The sequence below is a fragment of the Streptomyces sp. NPDC088915 genome (assembly GCF_044749825.1).
Classification (GTDB): domain Bacteria; phylum Actinomycetota; class Actinomycetes; order Streptomycetales; family Streptomycetaceae; genus Streptomyces.
Genome location: NZ_JBIVIR010000002.1, coordinates 47,235 through 64,966, shown reverse-complemented (window position 1 = coordinate 64,966; position 17,732 = coordinate 47,235). Strand labels below are relative to the sequence as shown.

Below are 17,732 nucleotides of genomic sequence, written 5' to 3'. Positions count from 1 at the left end.
ATCAGCCCGCCGGCGCGAAGGCCGCGTCCATCTTCTTCGCGGCGTCGTCCGCCGCCGCCTTGGCGTCCTTACGACCGCTGACGATCTCCTGGAACATCGTGGGCAGCACGAGGGAGGCGTCGATCCGGCCCCAGCCGGGGGACGCGGGGACGAACTTCGTTCCGGCGGCGAGGGTGTCGGTGAAGGGCTTCACGAAGGGCTGCCGCTGCGCGGCGGCGGCGCGCGTGTCGGTGTACGTGGGCAGGAAGCCCATCGCGTCGAAGAGCCGGCCCTGGGTCTCCTTGCCGGTGAGGGACTTGAGGAGGTCGACGGCGAGGGTGCGGTGCGAGGTGCTCTTGAGGACGCCGATGTTGTTGCCGCCGGCGAAGGCGGGGGCGATCGAGCCGGGGGTGGTGCCGGGCAGCGGCACGACGGCGTACTTGCCCTTCACGGCGCCCGCCTCGACGGCCGCGTGGCTGAAGTCGCCGCCGATGGCCATGCCGGCCTTTCCGGAGGCGAAGGCGGTGGTGGTGGCGTTGCCACCCATCTGGGCGCACTTGGCGGCCGGACAGTTGTCGTCGCCGAAGAGCGAGGTGTACGCGGTGATGCCCTTGAGGGCTTCGGGGCTGTTGATGGCGGCCTTGTACGAGTCGCCCTGCGCGGTGGCGAGTTCGCCGCCGGCGGCCCAGACGAAGGGCATGGCGCCGTAGGTGTAGGCGCCGCCGACGGCGAGACCGTACAGCTCGGGCCTGGCCTTGCGGATCTTCTTGGCCGTCCCGACCAGTTCGGCCTGGGTCCTGGGGACCGTCAGGCCCAGCTCCTCGAACACGTCGGTGCGGTAGTAGAGGGCGCGGATGCCGACGAAGAAGGGGGCGCCGTAGACCTTGCCGCCGACGGTGACGGACTGCCGGGCGGTGGGGTCGGTGTCCTCGGCCTCGTCCCAGGCGGCGAACTCGGCGCTGATGTCGGCGAGGCCGCCGTCCTCGACGTATCCGGCGGTGTCGGTGTTGCCGTACTCGATGAGGTCGGGGGCCGACTTCGGGTCGTTGAAGGCGGCCTTGACGCGCTGGGCGCGGGTCTCGACGGGGATGTACTCGACCTCGACCTCCGCGCCCCGGTGGCGCTGCTCGAAGGCGGCGACGGCCTGCTCGACGGCCTGCTCCTTGGGCTTGTTGCTCACCTCCTGGAAGAGCCAGACGCGCAGGGTGCCGCTCTTCTCGTCCGTCGCGGCCTTCCCGTCCGAGGTCTGGGGCGCGCAGGCGGTGGCGGTGAGGCCGGCCAGCAGGAGCGCGGCGGCCGTGGCGGTGACGCTTGCGGGACGTTTCATGGCGGATCCCCTCCAGGTGCGTGCGTTGCAGCATGTGCAATGAGCGTTTCGCGCTGCACAACACGCGTGAGGCTAGGCGGACTCCGGGCGGGCCGACAAGAGGTCTCGACCACCTCAACCACTCCGTGACCGGCGAAAGCACCCTGCGCAACGGGGGCACGCCCGGAGGAGCCGGAAAAACGGAACGGCCGTCACCACGCACGCCCCTGAAGCGCGCCGGAAAAACGGAACGGCCCCCGCCGCGCGTGCCGAAGCACGCACGACGGGGGCCGTCACAGGCTCGCCCGACGCCGGGACCTGACTTACTTGTCCTTGCCGCCCTTGTCCTTGTCGCCGCCGGCGCCCATGGATTCGTAGATCTCCTTGCACATCGGACAGACCGGGTACTTCTTGGGGTCGCGCCCCGGCACCCAGACCTTTCCGCACAGCGCCACGACGGGCGTGCCGTCCAGGGCGCTCGCCATGATCTTGTCCTTCTGGACGTAATGGGCGTAGCGCTCGTGGTCGCCGTCACCGTGGGACACCTGCGGCGTCGGCTCGACGAGGGTCCCCGTACCTGCCCCGCGCTCGGGCTCGAGAGTGCTCATAACCGCCAAGGGTACTGAAAGCCGGGCCCTCGGTTGCGGGACGGGTCGCCCTCGGTTGCGGGACGGGTCGCCCTCGGTTGCGGGACGGGTCGCCCCCGGTCGGGGGACGGGTCGCGCTCAGTTGAGGGACGGGTCGTCCGGGTACGTCGCGATCATGGCGAGCTCGCCGCGCTGCCGCCGCAGCACCTGCCGCCAGAGCGTCCCGGGCGTCGGCGAGGAGACGTCCCCGGGCTCCGACTCGACCACGTACCAGGCCCCGTCACCGAGCTCCGTCTCCAGCTGGCCGGGGCCCCAGCCCGCGTACCCGGCGAAGATCCGCAGCGAGCCGAGCGCCGGTCCGAGCAGCTCGGGCGGGGCCTCCAGGTCGACCACGCCGATCGCCCCGTGCACCCGCCGCCAGCCGAGCGGTCCCTCGCCGCCGGGGATCACGGCGACGCCGAGGGCCGCGTCGAGGGAGACGGGGCCGCCCTGGAAGACCACGCCGGGCTCGCCGGCGAGGTCCGCCCAGGGGGCGAGGACGTCACCGACGGTGACCGGCGTCGGCCGGTTGAGGACCACGCCGAGCGAGCCCTCGTCGTCGTGGTCGAGCAGCAGCACCACCGCGCGGTCGAAATTCGGGTCCGCGAGGGCGGGGGTGGCCACGAGCAGCCGTCCTGTGAGCGAGGACACCTCGGTCATGCGAGACATGATCCCGCATCTTCGGCGTTCGCGTGGCCCGTCGGGCGCGAAGCCGGGAAGTCGGGGACCGCCGCAGTTCAGAGGGGACGGGCCCGGGCGGCGCGGAGGGCCCGCCGGGGCAACCGGACGGTGACGCTCCGCAAGATCGCGGGAACAGAGTGTGTTGTGCCGAATTCATTACGTCTGACGGGTCCCCCCGAGCATCAGAAGAAGGTTCCATGGGCCCTTACCCTTTTCACTGGCCACCCGTCGGACCCACTTTCGGAACGCGAGATTCATGACCGGCACAGACAGCCATGACGTACTGCTTGTCCACGGCGGCACCCCGCTGGAGGGCGAGATCCGCGTCCGCGGCGCGAAGAACCTCGTGCCCAAGGCGATGGTCGCCGCCCTGCTCGGCAGCGGCCCCAGCCGCCTGCGCAACGTGCCAGACATCCGTGACGTCCGCGTGGTCCGCGGACTGCTCCAGTTGCACGGAGTGACGGTCCGCCCGGGCGACGAGCCCGGCGAACTCGTCCTCGACCCGACGCACGTCGAGTCCGCGAACGTCGCCGACATCGACGCCCACGCCGGCTCGTCCCGCATCCCGATCCTCTTCTGCGGCCCGCTGCTGCACCGCCTCGGCCACGCCTTCATCCCGGGCCTGGGCGGCTGCGACATCGGCGGCCGGCCCATCGACTTCCACTTCGACGTGCTGCGCCAGTTCGGCGCCACCATCGAGAAGCGGGCGGACGGGCAGTACCTGGAGGCCCCGCAGCGCCTTCGCGGCTGCAAGATCCGGCTGCCGTACCCCTCGGTCGGCTCGACCGAGCAGGTGCTGCTCACGGCGGTGCTCGCGGAGGGCGTCACCGAGCTGTCGAACGCGGCCGTGGAGCCCGAGATCGAGGACCTGATCTGCGTCCTGCAGAAGATGGGCGCGATCATCTCCATGGACACCGACCGGACCATCCGGATCACCGGTGTCGACAAGCTCGACGGCTACACCCACCGGGCGCTCCCGGACCGCCTGGAGGCGGCCTCCTGGGCGTCGGCGGCGCTGGCCACCGGGGGCAACATCTACGTGCGCGGCGCCCAGCAGCGCTCGATGATGACCTTCCTCAACACGTACCGGAAGGTCGGCGGCGCCTTCGAGATCGACGACGACGGCATCCGCTTCTGGCACCCGGGCGGCTCGCTCAGCGCGATCGCCCTGGAGACGGACGTGCACCCCGGCTTCCAGACCGACTGGCAGCAGCCGCTGGTCGTGGCCCTGACGCAGGCCTCCGGCCTCTCCATCGTCCACGAGACGGTGTACGAGTCGCGGCTCGGCTTCACCTCCGCCCTGAACCAGATGGGCGCGCACATCCAGCTGTACCGCGAGTGCCTGGGCGGCTCGGACTGCCGCTTCGGCCAGCGGAACTTCCTGCACTCGGCGGTCGTGTCCGGTCCGACCCGGCTGCAGGGCGCCGACCTGGTCATCCCCGACCTGCGCGGCGGCTTCTCGTACCTGATCGCGGCGCTCGCGGCCGAGGGCACCTCGCGGGTCCACGGCATCGAGCTGATCAACCGCGGCTACGAGAACTTCATGGAGAAGCTGATCGAGCTCGGCGCCAAGGTCGAGCTGCCGGGCAGCGCGCTGGTCTAGGAGCGACGCACGAGGAACGGTCCCGGAACGGCCCCACGCACGCGCGTGGGGCCGTTCCGGCCTTCCGGGGCCCGTGCGGCGCGTCCCGGCGCTCCGGCCGGAGCCGTACGCCGCGTTCTGGCGGGCGAACGGAAGGGCGGCCACCCCGTGGACCGGGGTGGCCGCCCTTTCTCGCCTACAGGCCGCTTACTTGCCCTTGGCGGCTTCCTTGAGCTTCGAGCCCGCGGAGACCTTCACGCTGTAGCCGGCCGGGATGTTGATCGGGTCGCCGGTCTGGGGGTTACGAGCGGTGCGAGCGGCACGGTGGGTGCGCTCGAAGGTCAGGAAGCCGGGGATGGTGACCTTCTCGTCGCCCTTGGCGACGACCTCGCCGACGGTCTCGGCGAGAGCGGCCAGCACGGCGTCGGCGTCCTTGCGGGTCACCTCGGCGCGGTCGGCCAGGGCGGCCACCAGCTCACTGCGGTTCATGTTGTTACTCCCGTGTTCTTCTTGCCTGTGAGGCGTGCCACGCGGCGGAAGCCGCGCGATTGGGTACAGCGAAGCCGATGCTGCCAGGGCCCTCGGACAGTCCCCGGACCCGGGTCACATGGACAGACCCTCGCGCCCAAACACGCATCCTGCCCCCACCAGCGGCGGGAACGCCAATCCGGCACCCCCGCGGGTCACACGAAAAGCGCCGGAACCCCGCGGTGGTGACGTTCTGTCGACTCCCCGCGAACTACGCGGAGTCGAAAAGCAACCCTAAAGGCGGGTTTACGCCACCGCGAATCGCGACGCGCCGTCAGCGCGGCGCCCGCCGCCGGTGCCCCCGGTCAGAGCGCGGCCGGGGCCGCGCCGCCGCCGGCCGCCTTCGCCGCGGTGCGGACCGCTCCGGCGACCGCGCCCGCGACCTTGTCGTTGAAGACCGACGGGATGATGTAGTTCGGGTTCAGCTCGTCCTCGGTGACGACGTCGGCGAGGGCCGCGGCGGCCGCCAGCATCATGTCCGTGTTGACCGTGCGCGACTGGGCGTCGAGCAGGCCGCGGAAGACGCCGGGGAAGACCAGGACGTTGTTGATCTGGTTGGGGAAGTCGGAGCGGCCGGTGGCGACGACGGCGGCCGTCCGGCGCGCCTCGGCCGGGTCGACCTCCGGGTCGGGGTTCGCGAGCGCGAAGACGATGGCGCCCTCGGCCATGGCGGCGACGTCCTGCGCGTCGAGCAGGTTCGGGGCCGAGACGCCGATGAAGACGTCCGCGCCGGCCACGGCCTCCTTGAGGGTGCCGGTGACGCCCTCCGGGTTGGTGTTGTCCGCGATCCAGCGCAGCGGCGAGTCGGCCGGGGCCTCGACGAGGTCCTCGCGGCCCGCGTGGACGACGCCCTTGATGTCGGCGACGACGGCGTGCTTGACGCCCGCGGCCAGGAGCAGCTTCAGGATGGCCGTACCGGCCGCGCCGGCGCCGGACATGACGACCCGGACGTCCCCGATGCCCTTGCCGACCACGCGCAGGGCGTTGGTGAGGGCGGCGAGGACGACGATGGCGGTGCCGTGCTGGTCGTCGTGGAAGACGGGGATGTCGAGGGCCTCGCGCAGCCGGGCCTCGATCTCGAAGCAGCGCGGCGCGGAGATGTCCTCCAGGTTGATGCCCGCGAAGCCGGGGGCGATGGCCTTGACGATCGCGACGATCTCGTCGGTGTCCTGGGTGTCCAGGCAGAGCGGCCAGGCGTCGATGCCGGCGAAGCGCTTGAAGAGGGCGGCCTTGCCCTCCATGACGGGCAGGGCGGCCTTGGGGCCGATGTTGCCGAGGCCGAGGACGGCGGAGCCGTCGGTGACGACCGCGACGGAGTTGCGCTTGATGGTGAGGCGGCGGGCGTCCTCGGGGTTCTCGGCGATCGCCATGCAGACCCGGGCGACGCCGGGGGTGTAGATCATGGAGAGGTCGTCGCGGTTGCGGATGGGGTGCTTGGACGCCATCTCGATCTTGCCGCCGAGGTGCATCAGGAAGGTGCGGTCGGAGACCTTGCCGAGGACGACGCCCTCGATGCCGCGCAGCTGCTCCACGATCAGGTCGGCGTGGGCCGTGGAGGTCGCGGCGATGGTGACGTCGATGCGGAGCTTCTCGTGGCCGGAGGCGGTCACGTCGAGGCCGGTGACGGATCCGCCGGACGACTCCACCGCCGTGGTGAGCTGCGAGACCGCGGTCCCGCTCGCGGGGACCTCCAGCCGGACCGTCATCGAGTACGAGACGCTGGGCGCCGTTGCCATGGCCGAGATCCTCTGCTTTCCCTGAGCTTCGTTGCTACGCCGCCCCGGCTGGTTGCCCGGCGGCGCCCTCCGATGGTCGCACCTACCGGCGAGTAGCAGGTAATGCGGTCATTTTGTTTTCGGAAAGTAGTTTCCACCATACGAGAGAGGTCCGGGAAACAGAAGAGGTCCCCGCCACCAGGGGTGACGAGGACCTCAACTTCGTAGCTACGTACTAGGTGGCACCGACCCGCCATGCTCGCCTCGCGGCAAGTGGTCCCTCTGAGGGACGAAGGTTGGGCCCGGGGGCTTGGATCGGGCCGGTGCCACACCCAGGCTAACAAACCACTCCCGCCGGTGATTCCAGCGCCACAGGTTGACCTGAAAACGGCCCTGGGGACTGCGCCGGGAACGGCTGTGGGCGTCAGTCCCGCAGCAGGTCCGGCACGCCCTCCCCGTCCGGCAGGTCGCCGGCCCCCGCGACCACCGTGAGCTGCTGCGTCGCCCGGGTGAGGGCCACGTAGAGCACCCGCAGGCCGGCCGGGGACTCGTCCGCGACCTCCGCGGGCGAGACGACCACCGTGGCGTCGTACTCCAGGCCCTTGGCCTCCAGGGAGCCGAGCGCCACCACCCGGTCGCCGAGCTCCGCGAGCCAGCGGGCGGCCTCCTCGCGCCGCCGCATGGCGACGACGACGCCGACCGTGCCCTCCACCTGTTCGAGGAGCCTTCGCGCCTCGAAACGTACGGTTTCGGCCAGATCCGCGTCCCCGGCCCCCTCCGGGACCGCGACGAACCGGGGCTCGACGCCGGTCGAGCGGACCGCGCGGGGCGACTCCTTGCCCGGCATGGCGAGGGCGAGGACCTTGGCGGCCAGCTCGGCGATCTCGGCCGGGTTGCGGTAGTTCACGGTCAGCTCGAAGCGGCGGCGCGGCCGGGAGCCGAGCGCCTCGTCCCGGGCCCCGGCCGCCTCGTCCGGGTCGGACCAGGAGGACTGCGCCGGGTCCCCGACCACCGTCCAGGTGGCGTGCCGGCCGCGCCGCCCGACCATCCGCCACTGCATGGGCGTGAGGTCCTGGGCCTCGTCGACGATCACGTGCGCGTACTCGGTGCGCTCCGCCGCGAGCCGCTCGGCCCGCTCGCGCTGGGTCTCCTCCCGCGTCGGCATCAGCTCCTCCAGGCCCGTGAGCTGGTCCAGCGGGTCGTACTCCCGCTTCTTCCGGGGCCGGGCCGGGGCGCCGAGCAGGGTGTTCAGCTCGTCGAGGAGGGCCACGTCGTGGACGGAGAGCTCCGGGCGGCGCAGCGAGCGGGCCAGCCTGCGCACCTCGCCCGGGTTGAGGATCCGGCGGGCCCAGCGGCCCAGGCGCCGCTCGTCGGCCATCGCGTCGAGGACCCGCCGGGGGGTGAGCTCGGGCCACCAGGCGTCGAGGAAGCCCAGGAAGGAGTCCTCGGTGGAGACGTCCTCGTCGAAGGAGGAGCGCAGCTCGGCGGCGAGCTCGGGGTCGCTGTGCCGGCCGACCGCGCCGGACTTGGCGTACAGCGCGTCGAGCAGCAGCCGGCGGGCGCGGGGGCGCAGCAGGTTGACGGGGGCGGTGCCGCCGAGGACGTTGTGGCGGATACGCCGCAGCTCGTCGGCCTCCAGCTCCAGGCGGCGCCCGAAGGCGACGACCCGCAGCCGGGTGGGGGTGCCGGCGGGCGCCCGGTCGGCGTCCTCCTCGCCCAGCTCGGGCTGCGCCCTGGGCGCGGGGGTCTCCAGGGCGCCCCGGGCCGCCTTGCGCAGCACGGCGAGCATCCGGGAGGAGCCCTTGATCCGGGCGACGGCCGGATCGTCGTACGCGGTGGCCTCGGCGCCGTCGACCAGCGAGCCGACCGCGCGGATCGCGACCTGGCCCTCCTCGCCGAGGGAGGGCAGGACGCCCTCGGTGTACGAGACGAGGAGCGGGGTCGGGGAGACGATCAGGATGCCGCCCGCGTACCGCCGCCGGTCCTGGTAGAGCAGGTACGCGGCCCGGTGCAGGGCCACGGCCGTCTTGCCGGTGCCGGGGCCGCCCTCCACGTACGTCACCGAGGCGGCGGGCGCCCGGATGACGAGGTCCTGCTCGGCCTGGATGGACGAGACGATGTCCCGCATGGTGTGGCTGCGGGCCTGGCCGAGGGCGGCCATCAGGGCGCCGTCGCCGATGACGGGCAGCTCGCGCCCGTCGAGCGTGGCCCGCAGCTCGGGGCGCATCAGGTCGTCCTCGACGCCGAGGACCTGCCGGCCCTTGGAGCGGATGACCCGGCGGCGCACGACCCGGCCGGGGTCGACCGGCGTGGACCGGTAGAAGGGCGCGGCGGCGGGCGCGCGCCAGTCGATGACGAGCGGCGCGTAGTCGGAGTCGAGGACGCCGATGCGGCCGATGTGGAGGGTCTCGCCGATGTCGGCGGTGTTGTCCGCGCGCACGGCGTCCTCGGCGGGCTCGACGGAGGTGTAGGCGCCGTCGGGCCCCTTCTTCCCGTCCTTGCCGTACAGCAGGTCGATCCTGCCGAAGAGGAAGTCCTCGAACTCGTTGTTGAGCCGGTTGAGGTGGATGCCGGCCCGGAAGACCTGGGCGTCGCGCTCGGCGAGCGCGCCGGGCGTGCCGACCTGTCCGCGCTGGGCGGCGTCGTTCATCAGGAACTCCGCCTCGTGGATCTTCTCCTCCAGCCGGCGGTAGACCTGGTCAAGATGTTCCTGCTCGACACCGATCTCACGGTCCCTGACCGTGTCCACGGCTTCCTGCGCGGCCACCTAAGGCCCCCTTCTCACGTGCACTGGGCAGCCGTCGAGCGTACGCCACCGGGAGCCGCCGTGTCAGGCGGGCGGGGGGTCGTCGTGCGGGAGCCGCTGGAAGAGGGGGTGGTCGCGCCACGCGCCGTCGATGTGGAGGAAGCCGGGCGCGGTGCCGATGCGGGTGAACCCGCCCTTGGCGAGGACGCGTGGGGAGGCGTGGTCGTCGAGGAGGGTCCCGGCCTCGATCCGGTGCAGGCCGAGCTCCTCGCGGGCGGCGCGGCAGGCCTCGGCCCTCTCGCCCGGGTCGGCCCTTGCGCCTCTCCGTTGTGGGCAGTCGTTCCGCTGGGCGTGGGGGTCCCCCCTCCGGGGGAGGGTGGGCACGCGGGCGGGGCGAAGGATCGCGCAGGGCAAGCGATGGCGTGTCGCGCGTACGAGGCGGGGGCCCGCTCCCACGAAACGGCCGGCCCGACACCGCACCCGTTCCTACCCGTCGTACTTCTCCTCCGCCGCCGGGTCCAGGGCCAGCCGGTAGCCCCGCTTGACCACCGTCTGGATCAGCTTCGGGGTGCCGAGGGCCGTGCGGAGGCGGGCCATGGCCGTCTCCACCGCGTGTTCGTCGCGGCCCGCGCCCGGCAGGGCGCGCAGCAGGTCGGCGCGGGAGACCACCCAGCCGGGGCGGCGGGCGAGGAGGGCGAGGAGGGCCATGCCGGCGGGCGGGACGGGGCGCAGGGCCCCGTCGACGAGGACGGCGTGGCCGCGCACCTCCACGCGGTGCCCGGCCACCGGCAGGACCCGGGCGCGGGCGGGCAGCTCGGTGCAGAGGACCTGGACGAGCGGTCCGAGCCGGAAGCGCTCCGGCTGGTAGGTGCCGACGCCCTCCGCCTGGAGCGGCAGCGCGGTCACGGGCCCCACGCACACCGCGAGCACGTCGTGCCGCAGCGCCGCGACGAGCTCCGCCCGCACCCCCCGCTCCCCCGCCCGGGAGAGCAGCGAGGCGGCGGCCGGGGCGCTGGTGAAGGTCACCGCGTCCAGGCTCCGGGCGAGGACCGCGTCGAGGAGCCGGTCGAGCGGGCCGAGGTCCTCCGGCGGCATCCAGCGGTAGACGGGGACGCCGACGACCTCGGCCCCGCCCTCCGTCAGCGCCTCCACGAAGCCGGGCAGCGGCTCCCCGTGCAGCTGGAGCGCGATCCGGCGGCCCGTCACCCCTTCGGCGAGGAGCCGGTCGAGGACCTCGGCCATGGACTCCGAGGACGGCGACCAGGTCTCGGTGAGCCCGGCGGCCCGGACGGCCCCCTTGACCTTGGGTCCCCGGGCGAGGAGTTCGACGTTCCGCAGGACGGCGAGGAGCTCCTCGCCGCACCCCCAGCCGTCGGCGGCCTCGACCCAGCCCCGGAAGCCGATCGCCGTGGTGGCGACGACGACGTCCGGGGCGTGGCCGATGAGCTCCTTGGTGGCGGAGAGGAGTTCGGTGTCGTCGGCGAGCGGCACGATCCGCAGGGCGGGGCCGTGGACGACGGCGGCGCCGCGCCGGCGCAGCAGGGCGATGAGTTCGTCCGCGCGCCGCGCCGCGGTGACGCCGACGGTGAAGCCGGCGAGGGGGCCGTGTTCTTGCTCGTCCATGGACGCAGAGCCTGACGGGGACGCGTGACGGACGCGGTTCGCCCGTATTTCCTGGTCGTTACGGTCCGTGCCGGGCACCGGGGATCACACCTTCGCGTAACCGGGCCGGGGCTCCGGCTCCGTGACGTCCCCGGCGGTCTCGGGCACGGCCGCCGGCCGTCGAAGGTATACCGCGCGGGTGACGCCCATGCAGGCCGCGTAGAAGACGAGGAAGGCGACGAAGGCGGCGGTGCCGGTGCCGGAGGTCTGGAAGGACTGGCGGAAGGCGAGGTTGATGCCGAGCCCGCCGAGCCCGCCGACCGCTCCGATGATGCCCATGGCGGCCCCGGAGAGGCGCCGCCCGTACGCCTCGGCGGCCTCGCCCGCGAGCCCCTTGCGGTGCCCCTGGGCGAGGAAGATCGCCGGGATCATCTTGAACGCGGAGCCGTTGCCGAGGCCGCTGAGGACGAAGAGGCCGATGAAGCCGGCGAGGAAGACGGCGAGCGACTCGATCAGGGAGGCGTAGATCACCACGGAGGTCGCGGCGGCCATCGCGGCGAAGGTCCACAGGGTGATGCGGGCGCCGCCGTGCCGGTCGGCGAGGGAGCCGCCGACGGGCCGGACGAGCGAGCCGAGCAGGGGGCCGATGAAGGTGAGCGAGGCGGCCTGGAGCGGGGTGCGGCCGAACTGGGTCTGGAGCACCAGTCCGAAGGCGAAGCTGTAGCCGATGAAGGAGCCGAAGGTGCCGACGTAGAGGAAGGCCACGATCCAGGTGTGCCGGGCCCGCACGGCCTCCTTCGCGGCCCCGGTGTCGTTCCTGACGGGGGCGAGGTTGTCCATGAAGAGCGCGGCGCACACGGCCGCGACCACGATCAGGGGCAGGTAGACGCCGAGCACGATCCTCGGGTGCACCGCGCCGGCGGTCCCGATGACGAGGAGGCCGACGAGCTGGACGACGGGGACGCCGATGTTGCCGCCGCCCGCGTTGAGCCCGAGCGCCCAGCCCTTCTTCCGCAGCGGGAAGAAGGCGTTGATGTTGGTCATGGAGGAGGCGAAGTTGCCGCCGCCGACCCCGGTGAGGGCCGCCACCAGGACGAAGGTGGTGTACGACGTCCCGGGCTCCATGACCGCGAAGGCGAGGCCGGTCGGCAGCAGGAGCAGCAGGGCGCTGAAGACGGTCCAGTTCCGGCCGCCGAAGCGGGCGACGGCGAAGGTGTACGGGATCCGGATCAGCGCGCCGACGAAGGTGGCGGTGCCGATCAGGAAGAACTTGCCGGCGGGGTCGACGCCGTACTGCGGTCCCATGAAGAGGACCATGACCGACCACAGGCTCCAGATCGAGAAGCCGACGTGCTCGGAGAGGACGGAGAAGAGCAGGTTCCGCCGTGCGGTCCGCTCCCCCTCCTCGCGCCAGAAGACCTCGTCCTCCGGTTCCCACCGTTCGATCCACCGGCCGCCCATGTCGCACCTCCGCGGGGTCGGGTCCTGGGGCGTCCACAGCCCCGGTCCTCCTGGGGACGACGCTAGGGAGGCCGCGTTTCGGGCCGGTGCCGGGAGGTGACGGCGGCGGAACCTTGCTCTCACCCGGGGGACGGGACCGCTGTGAGCGGGGAGCCGGACGGGCCCCGTGCGGGGAGGCCGGGCTCGTCCTCCGGCAGCCAGGAGTCCGGCGGGCGGACGAGCCAGCCCTCCCGGGCGCCGATCTCGGCGGCGGCGGTCCGCAGGGCGTCCAGGCCGGGGTGGCGGAGCCCCTTGCGCCACACCAGGCTCACGGGCGACAGGGGGACGGGGTCGACGAGCGGGCGCAGGACGCAGCCGGGCATGGGCGGGAACTCGACGACGGCGAGGACCGGGTGCCGGTGCTTGGCCATGATCCGGCGGAACTCCTCCTTGCCGACGGCGAGCGGGGCGGGCGGGGCGACCTCGATGCCGCGCCCGGCGAAGAGGCGGACGGCGAGGTCGGTCCACTCGGGGGTGCGCTCGTTCCCGGCCCCGGCGTAGACCCGCTCCCCGGCGAGCGCGGCGAGCGGGACCTCGGGGAGGTCGGCGAGCGGGTGGTCGTCGGGCAGGATCACGGCCATCGGCTCGTAGCGCACGAACTGCGCGTCGAGCCCGGCCCGCAGGTCGGCCGCGAGGCCGCCGTACCGGCCGAAGGAGGTGTCGAGGTGCCCGGCGAGGACGGCCGACGCGGCGCCGGTGAGCCCGCTCTCGTAGCGGGCCATCAGTTCGAGGTCGGGGGCGAGTTCGCGGGCCCGGCGCAGGACGCGCTCGTGGGCGAGGTCGGGGCTGTTGAGGTCGACGAGGAGGGGCCGGGGCGCGGCGCGGAAGGCCTCGCGCAGCTCGTCGTGGGCGGCGAGCACCCGGCGCGCGTACGGCAGGAGCCGCTCGCCGTCGGGGGTGAGGGAGACCTGCCGGGTGGTCCGGACGAACAGCTCGGCGCCCAGCTCGCGCTCCAGGCGCCGGACGTCCCGGCTGAGGGCCTGCTGGGCGACGTAGAGGCGGGCGGCGGCGCGGGTGAAGTGCAGCTCCTCGGCGACGGCGGTGAAGGCGCGCAGGAGGCGGGGGTCGGTGTCGTACGGGGAGGCCACCGCCGCATTCAACAACACGGGTGCGTGAATGGCCACCGATCAGGTGTTGGACCGGGCGGGACCGCACGCCCGAACCTTGATCCATGCCGCAACCGGACCTCACCCCGACCCCCGCGGGCCCGGCGCTCGCACCGCGCTACGCCGACTTCGCCCGTACGACCGACGCCGCCCGCCCGCGCGTCCCCGCCCCGAGGAGGGGCGACCACCGCCCGTACGCCCCCGCCCGCACGATCGACGGCCCCGGCCGACCGGCCGACCGTCCCCGCTCCTCCTACCGCCGTCTCTTCGCCCGCCCCGGCGCCCGCGCCTTCGCCGCCTGGGGGCTGGTCGCGCGGCTGCCCGCGGGCATGCTCGGCGTCAGCGCCGTGATCATGATCGCGTCGGTGTACGGCTCCTACGCCCTGGCCGGCGCGGTCACCGCCACCGGGCTCGCCGTCGGCTCCGTCACCGCGCCCCTGATCGCCCGGCTCGTCGACCGGTACGGCCAGGCCCGGGTCGCGGTCCCGGCCGCCGCGTACGCCTTCCTGGGCCATCTGGTCCTGGCGCTGTGCGTGTACGAGCGGGCCCCGGCGTGGGCGCTGTTCGCGACGGTCGCCGCCACCGCCACCTCGCCGAACACGGGCGGCATGTCCCGGGCCCGCTGGGCGCACCTCCTGCGGGACGACCCGGACGCGCTGCACACCGCGAACTCCTTCGAGCAGGCCGCCGACGAGCTCTGCTTCATGCTGGGCCCGGTGCTCGCCGCCGTCCTCTGCTCGGCGCTCTTCCCCCAGGCGGGCACGCTCGCCGCCGCCGTCCTCTTCCTCGGCGGGACGCTCCTCTTCGCCGCCCAGCGCGCCACCGAGCCGCCGGTCGCCCCGCGCACCCCGGCGGGCTCCCCGCTGCGCGCGCCCGGCATGGTCCCGCTGCTCGCGGTCTTCCTCGCCACCGGGGCGGTCTTCGGGTCCATGGAGGTGGTGACGCTCGCGTACGTGGACGGGCCCGTCGCCGGACCGGTCCTCGCCCTCCAGGCGGCGGGCTCCTGCGCCGCGGGGCTGCTCTACGGCCGCGCCCGCCGCACCGCCCGGCTGCGCACCTGCCTGGCCGCGATGGCGGCCCTGATGGCGCTGCCGCTGCTCGCCGCCTCGACCGGCTCGCTGCCCGCCCTGGCCGCCGGCCTGCTCGTCGCGGGCATGGCGACGGCCCCGACGATGGTGACGGGCATGGGCCTGGTCCAGCGCCTCACGCCCCCGGACCGGCTCAACGAGGGCATGACCCTGGCCGTGACCGCCCTCCTCGCGGGCATCGCCACCGGCTCGGCCTCCGGCGGCTGGGCGGCCGACCACGCGCCGTTCCCGTCCTCCGGCTTCCTGATCCCGCTCGCGGCGGCGGCCACGGCGCTGGCCCTGTGCATGGCTTTCCGTACCGACAGCCGCCGCCGGAGAGAGACTGGTACCACTATCCGGTACAAGTAAGGGCCATGGTTTTCTCGTCATCGGGTCGACGGAAGGGAACCGCGTCATGTCCATCAGCGCCAGCGAGGCACGGGCCACGCTCTTCCCGCTCATCGAACGCGTCAATGACGACCACGAGCCGGTGCGGATCACCTCCAGGAACGGTGACGCCGTCCTGATGTCCGCTGCCGACTACGACTCGTGGCAGGAGACGGTCCACCTGCTGCGCTCCCCCAAGAACGCCGGGCGCCTCATGGAAGCCGTGGCCCGGGACCGGGAGGGACGGGCGGCGGTCGCCTCGACCACCGACGACCTGAGGGAGATGGCCGGAGGCGAGGAGTGAGGAGCGTCCACTTCGATCCGGCGGCCCGGGAGGACTTCCCGTTCTGGATCGACACGGACCGGCGGGCGGCACGCCGGGTCGTCCGCCTGATCGGGGAGATCCAGCGGGATCCCTTCGAGGGAATCGGGAAACCGGAACCGCTGAAGGGGGACCTGACCGGCTACTGGTCCCGCCGGATCGACGACGAGCACCGTCTCGCCTACCGGGCGGACGCCGAGGAAGTGAAGATCGTCGAGGCCAGGTACCACTACTGAGACATGACGAAGGCCCGGCGGTCGTGGTGACCACCGGGCCTTCGCCCACATGGGATGAGTGGAGATGGCGGGAATCGAACCCGCGTCCAACGGTACGGAAGCAGAGCTTCTCCGTGTGCAGTCCGCTACGAGTTTCTCAGCCCCGGAGATCACGCGGACAAGTCTCCGACGGGCTCAGTCACTGTTTGATTTCCCTCCAACCCCCGTGACCGGGGCTAGAGGTTTAGATCCCTAGATGACGCCAGGATCCGGGTCGGGACCGTCCCCGGGCTGACGCTCCTCACAGAGGCTTCTGTTCGTTACCTAAGAATTAGGCAGCGAGGGCGAAGCGGGAGTTATCGCTCTTGGAGTTGGCGATTATTGGTTGCGACATATGGTTTACGAGATCATTGCCGCTTCCTCGACACGCTTCCTCTGCATCGGTATCCGCTGTCGAAACCGATCATCCCCATGTTGATTTTTCAAAGGTCGCACCCGCGGTGGGGTGCAGGCCCCATCGTACGTGACCAACGGCGGCCGTCGCCAGCGTATTCCCGGGAGGCGCTCCCCCGGCTAGAGGGACTGCCCCGCGCGCTGGCGCCGCTTGGCCGCCGCGATGGCGCGGCTGGTCTCGCGCGTGTCCTGCTTCTCGCGCAGGGTCTGGCGCTTGTCGTACTCCTTCTTGCCCTTGGCGAGGGCGATCTCGACCTTGACCCGGCCGTTCAGGAAGTACAGCGCGAGGGGCACGATCGTGTGACCCGTCTCCTGGGACTTCGCCTCCAGCTTGTCGATCTCCTCCCGGTGCAGCAGCAGCTTCCGCTTCCGCTTGGCCGAGTGGTTGGTCCAGCTGCCCTGCATGTACTCGGGGACGTGGACGTTGTGCAGCCACGCCTCGCCCCCGTCGATCTGGACGAAGCCGTCGACCAGCGAGGCCCGTCCCATGCGCAGCGACTTCACCTCGGTGCCCATGAGCACCACACCGCACTCGTAGGTGTCGATGACGAGGTAGTCGTGCCGCGCCTTCTTGTTCTGCGCGACGAGCTTGCGCTCCGGCGCCTTGTCCTGGTTCTTCTTGGCAGGCTTGCCCTGCACGTTCACGAGTCCCTTTGCCATAGTGCGGTCATTTTCGCACTACGAGCCCCCTCCGAGGCCACTCAATACCGTCCTCGCCCGCTCCTCGGCCCGCTCCTCGGCCGTCAGGTCGGGGGTGATCCCGCGCCCGTCCACGGCGTGCCCGGCGGGGGTGCGGTAGTGGCCGACGGTCAGCTCGGCGACCGAGCCGTCGGGCAGGGTGCTCGGCATCTGCACCGAGCCCTTGCCGAAGGTCCGGGAGCCGACCGTGACGGCCCTCCCCCGGTCCTGGAGGGCGCCGGTGAGCAGCTCGGCCGCGCTCATCGTGCCCCCGTCGACCAGCGCCACCAGGGGCCGCCCGGTGTCGCCGCCGCCCTCCGCGTACACGGCCCGCTCCTCGCCCTCCACGTCGTACGTGGCGACGAGCCCGCCGTCCAGGAAGGCGGAGGCGGCGGTGGCGGCCTCCGCGACCAGGCCGCCCGCGTTGCCCCGCAGGTCCAGGAGGACGCCGGCGCCGGCCGGGGCCTCCCGCACCGCGTCCCGCACGCGCGTGCCCGCGCCCTTGGTGAAGGCCTCGACCCGGATCAGCACGGCCCCGTCGTCGAGGCGGCGGACGGTCACCGGGTCCGTCGCGAGCCGGGCCCGGCGCAGGGTCTGCGTCCAGACGGCGCGCCCGCGCTCGACCCGCAGGGCGACGGACGAGCCCGGCACCCCGTCGCCGCGCAGCAGGGCGACGACCTCGGAGACGGAGAGCCCGTCGACCGGGCGCCCGTCGACGGAGAGGAGCCAGTCGCCGGCGCGGAGCCCGGCCCGGGCGGCGGGGCCGCCGGACTGGACCCGGGTCACCCGGACCCGGTCGCCGCCTGACCGGCCCGCGGAGAGCCCGACGCCCGTGTAGGCCCCGTCGAGGGCCTGCTCGAACTCCTCGTACTCCCGCTTGTCGTACACCGCGCCCCAGCGGTCGCCGCTGCGGCTGACGAACTCCTCGGCGGCCTTCTTGCCCGACTTCCCGTCGGCCATGGCCGCGGCGGCGGCGCGGCTGAGCGCGGCGCTGTCGACGGGCGCGCGGTCCCGGGGCCCCTGCCCCGCGCCCGGCTGCGCCCCGGCCCGCTTGACCGCCGGTTCCTGCCGGGGCAGCGAGCCCGTGGCGGCTGCGGTGGCGAGGACGCCGGTGAAGACCAACGTCAGAACGGCCCCACGGAGCACTCCGCGGGGCCGGCTACAGAGGAGGTCGGTGCCGTCCGGCATGTCGCCCACTCTAGGACAAGACGATGGCGCCGCACGGGCTTTGGCCGTACG

The 17,732-nt window shown here is 72.9% G+C and carries 15 protein-coding genes, 1 other RNA gene and 1 pseudogene; 4 read left to right on the top strand and 13 right to left on the bottom strand.

What is annotated here, in order from left to right; all coding sequences use genetic code 11:
• Position 1 precedes the first annotated feature (1 nt).
• The 3 genes from ACIP5O_RS03865 to ACIP5O_RS03855 form a co-directional block, all read right to left on the bottom strand.
• Positions 2-1,306, bottom strand: coding sequence for an extracellular solute-binding protein (locus ACIP5O_RS03865; RefSeq protein WP_401288241.1), 1,305 nt, complete (start codon positions 1,304-1,306; stop codon positions 2-4).
• 302 nt (positions 1,307-1,608) lie between these two features.
• Entirely contained in the window at positions 1,609-1,893 is a 285-nt protein-coding gene (locus tag ACIP5O_RS03860) for a DUF3039 domain-containing protein (RefSeq protein ID WP_356540691.1), read from the bottom strand.
• A gap of 117 nt (positions 1,894-2,010) precedes the next feature.
• Positions 2,011-2,571 (bottom strand): YqgE/AlgH family protein, encoded by a 561-nt coding sequence (locus tag ACIP5O_RS03855; RefSeq protein WP_401288239.1) that lies wholly within the window; start codon positions 2,569-2,571, stop codon positions 2,011-2,013.
• A gap of 277 nt (positions 2,572-2,848) precedes the next feature.
• On the opposite strand from ACIP5O_RS03855, the gene murA reads away from it, so the two are divergent.
• The gene (murA, locus tag ACIP5O_RS03850; RefSeq protein ID WP_401288237.1) at positions 2,849-4,195 is read left to right on the top strand and encodes a UDP-N-acetylglucosamine 1-carboxyvinyltransferase; all 1,347 of its coding nucleotides are present in this window, start codon (positions 2,849-2,851) and stop codon (positions 4,193-4,195) included.
• 186 nt (positions 4,196-4,381) lie between these two features.
• Here the strand turns inward: murA and ACIP5O_RS03845 are convergent, their stop codons facing one another.
• The 7 genes and pseudogenes from ACIP5O_RS03845 to ACIP5O_RS03815 all read right to left on the bottom strand — a co-directional run bounded on the left by ACIP5O_RS03845 (position 4,382) and on the right by ACIP5O_RS03815 (position 13,353).
• Positions 4,382-4,663, bottom strand: a complete 282-nt coding sequence (locus tag ACIP5O_RS03845; protein ID WP_017237029.1) for an HU family DNA-binding protein — start codon at positions 4,661-4,663, stop codon at positions 4,382-4,384.
• 344 nt (positions 4,664-5,007) lie between these two features.
• Positions 5,008-6,438, bottom strand: a complete 1,431-nt coding sequence (locus tag ACIP5O_RS03840) for an NAD-dependent malic enzyme (RefSeq protein ID WP_125659098.1) — start codon at positions 6,436-6,438, stop codon at positions 5,008-5,010.
• Between the two features lie 403 nt (positions 6,439-6,841).
• Positions 6,842-9,184 (bottom strand): HelD family protein, encoded by a 2,343-nt coding sequence (locus ACIP5O_RS03835; RefSeq protein ID WP_401288233.1) that lies wholly within the window; start codon positions 9,182-9,184, stop codon positions 6,842-6,844.
• Between the two features lie 63 nt (positions 9,185-9,247).
• Positions 9,248-9,448 (bottom strand): annotated as a pseudogene (locus tag ACIP5O_RS03830) (GNAT family N-acetyltransferase); the annotation flags it as partial.
• Between the two features lie 201 nt (positions 9,449-9,649).
• Positions 9,650-10,786, bottom strand: coding sequence for a uroporphyrinogen-III synthase (locus ACIP5O_RS03825; protein ID WP_401288231.1), 1,137 nt, complete (start codon positions 10,784-10,786; stop codon positions 9,650-9,652).
• An 84-nt stretch (positions 10,787-10,870) separates the two neighbouring features.
• Positions 10,871-12,226, bottom strand: coding sequence for a nitrate/nitrite transporter (locus ACIP5O_RS03820; RefSeq protein ID WP_401288228.1), 1,356 nt, complete (start codon positions 12,224-12,226; stop codon positions 10,871-10,873).
• Positions 12,227-12,345: 119 nt separating this feature from the next.
• Complete coding sequence (locus tag ACIP5O_RS03815) at positions 12,346-13,353, bottom strand: LysR family transcriptional regulator (protein ID WP_401289316.1); 1,008 nt, start codon at positions 13,351-13,353, stop codon at positions 12,346-12,348.
• Between the two features lie 83 nt (positions 13,354-13,436).
• On the opposite strand from ACIP5O_RS03815, the gene ACIP5O_RS03810 reads away from it, so the two are divergent.
• From ACIP5O_RS03810 to ACIP5O_RS03800, 3 genes are read left to right on the top strand one after another with little or no spacing between them, the layout of a single operon-like run.
• The gene (locus ACIP5O_RS03810; RefSeq protein WP_401288225.1) at positions 13,437-14,807 is read left to right on the top strand and encodes an MFS transporter; all 1,371 of its coding nucleotides are present in this window, start codon (positions 13,437-13,439) and stop codon (positions 14,805-14,807) included.
• A 46-nt stretch (positions 14,808-14,853) separates the two neighbouring features.
• A complete protein-coding gene (locus ACIP5O_RS03805) occupies positions 14,854-15,129 on the top strand; it encodes a type II toxin-antitoxin system Phd/YefM family antitoxin (protein WP_381400977.1) in 276 nt (91 codons plus the stop codon).
• Positions 15,126-15,383: a Txe/YoeB family addiction module toxin gene (locus ACIP5O_RS03800; RefSeq protein ID WP_401288222.1), complete on the top strand. Its 258-nt coding sequence runs from the start codon at positions 15,126-15,128 to the stop codon at positions 15,381-15,383. The genes ACIP5O_RS03805 and ACIP5O_RS03800 overlap by 4 nt, the downstream gene beginning before the upstream one ends.
• Positions 15,384-15,439: 56 nt before the next feature.
• Here ACIP5O_RS03800 and ssrA read toward each other — a convergent pair.
• From ssrA to ACIP5O_RS03785, 3 genes are all read right to left on the bottom strand, one after another.
• Positions 15,440-15,833, bottom strand: a transfer-messenger RNA (tmRNA) gene (gene ssrA, locus ACIP5O_RS03795).
• Positions 15,834-15,935: 102 nt separating this feature from the next.
• Positions 15,936-16,475 (bottom strand): SsrA-binding protein SmpB, encoded by a 540-nt coding sequence (smpB, locus tag ACIP5O_RS03790; RefSeq protein WP_356540675.1) that lies wholly within the window; start codon positions 16,473-16,475, stop codon positions 15,936-15,938.
• A gap of 18 nt (positions 16,476-16,493) precedes the next feature.
• The gene (locus ACIP5O_RS03785) at positions 16,494-17,681 is read right to left on the bottom strand and encodes a S41 family peptidase (RefSeq protein ID WP_401288219.1); all 1,188 of its coding nucleotides are present in this window, start codon (positions 17,679-17,681) and stop codon (positions 16,494-16,496) included.
• Positions 17,682-17,732 lie beyond the last annotated feature (51 nt).

Coding starts and splice junctions, on each gene's coding strand:
- ACIP5O_RS03840 (WP_125659098.1), bottom strand. CDS start 6,438: ATGGCAACGGCGCCCAGCGTCTCGTACTCGATGACGGTCCGGCTGGAG.
- murA (WP_401288237.1), top strand. CDS start 2,849: ATGACCGGCACAGACAGCCATGACGTACTGCTTGTCCACGGCGGCACC.
- ACIP5O_RS03805 (WP_381400977.1), top strand. CDS start 14,854: ATGTCCATCAGCGCCAGCGAGGCACGGGCCACGCTCTTCCCGCTCATC.
- ACIP5O_RS03820 (WP_401288228.1), bottom strand. CDS start 12,226: ATGGGCGGCCGGTGGATCGAACGGTGGGAACCGGAGGACGAGGTCTTC.
- smpB (WP_356540675.1), bottom strand. CDS start 16,475: ATGGCAAAGGGACTCGTGAACGTGCAGGGCAAGCCTGCCAAGAAGAAC.
- ACIP5O_RS03785 (WP_401288219.1), bottom strand. CDS start 17,681: ATGCCGGACGGCACCGACCTCCTCTGTAGCCGGCCCCGCGGAGTGCTC.
- ACIP5O_RS03825 (WP_401288231.1), bottom strand. CDS start 10,786: ATGGACGAGCAAGAACACGGCCCCCTCGCCGGCTTCACCGTCGGCGTC.
- ACIP5O_RS03855 (WP_401288239.1), bottom strand. CDS start 2,571: ATGACCGAGGTGTCCTCGCTCACAGGACGGCTGCTCGTGGCCACCCCC.
- ACIP5O_RS03860 (WP_356540691.1), bottom strand. CDS start 1,893: ATGAGCACTCTCGAGCCCGAGCGCGGGGCAGGTACGGGGACCCTCGTC.
- ACIP5O_RS03865 (WP_401288241.1), bottom strand. CDS start 1,306: ATGAAACGTCCCGCAAGCGTCACCGCCACGGCCGCCGCGCTCCTGCTG.
- ACIP5O_RS03810 (WP_401288225.1), top strand. CDS start 13,437: ATGCCGCAACCGGACCTCACCCCGACCCCCGCGGGCCCGGCGCTCGCA.
- ACIP5O_RS03845 (WP_017237029.1), bottom strand. CDS start 4,663: ATGAACCGCAGTGAGCTGGTGGCCGCCCTGGCCGACCGCGCCGAGGTG.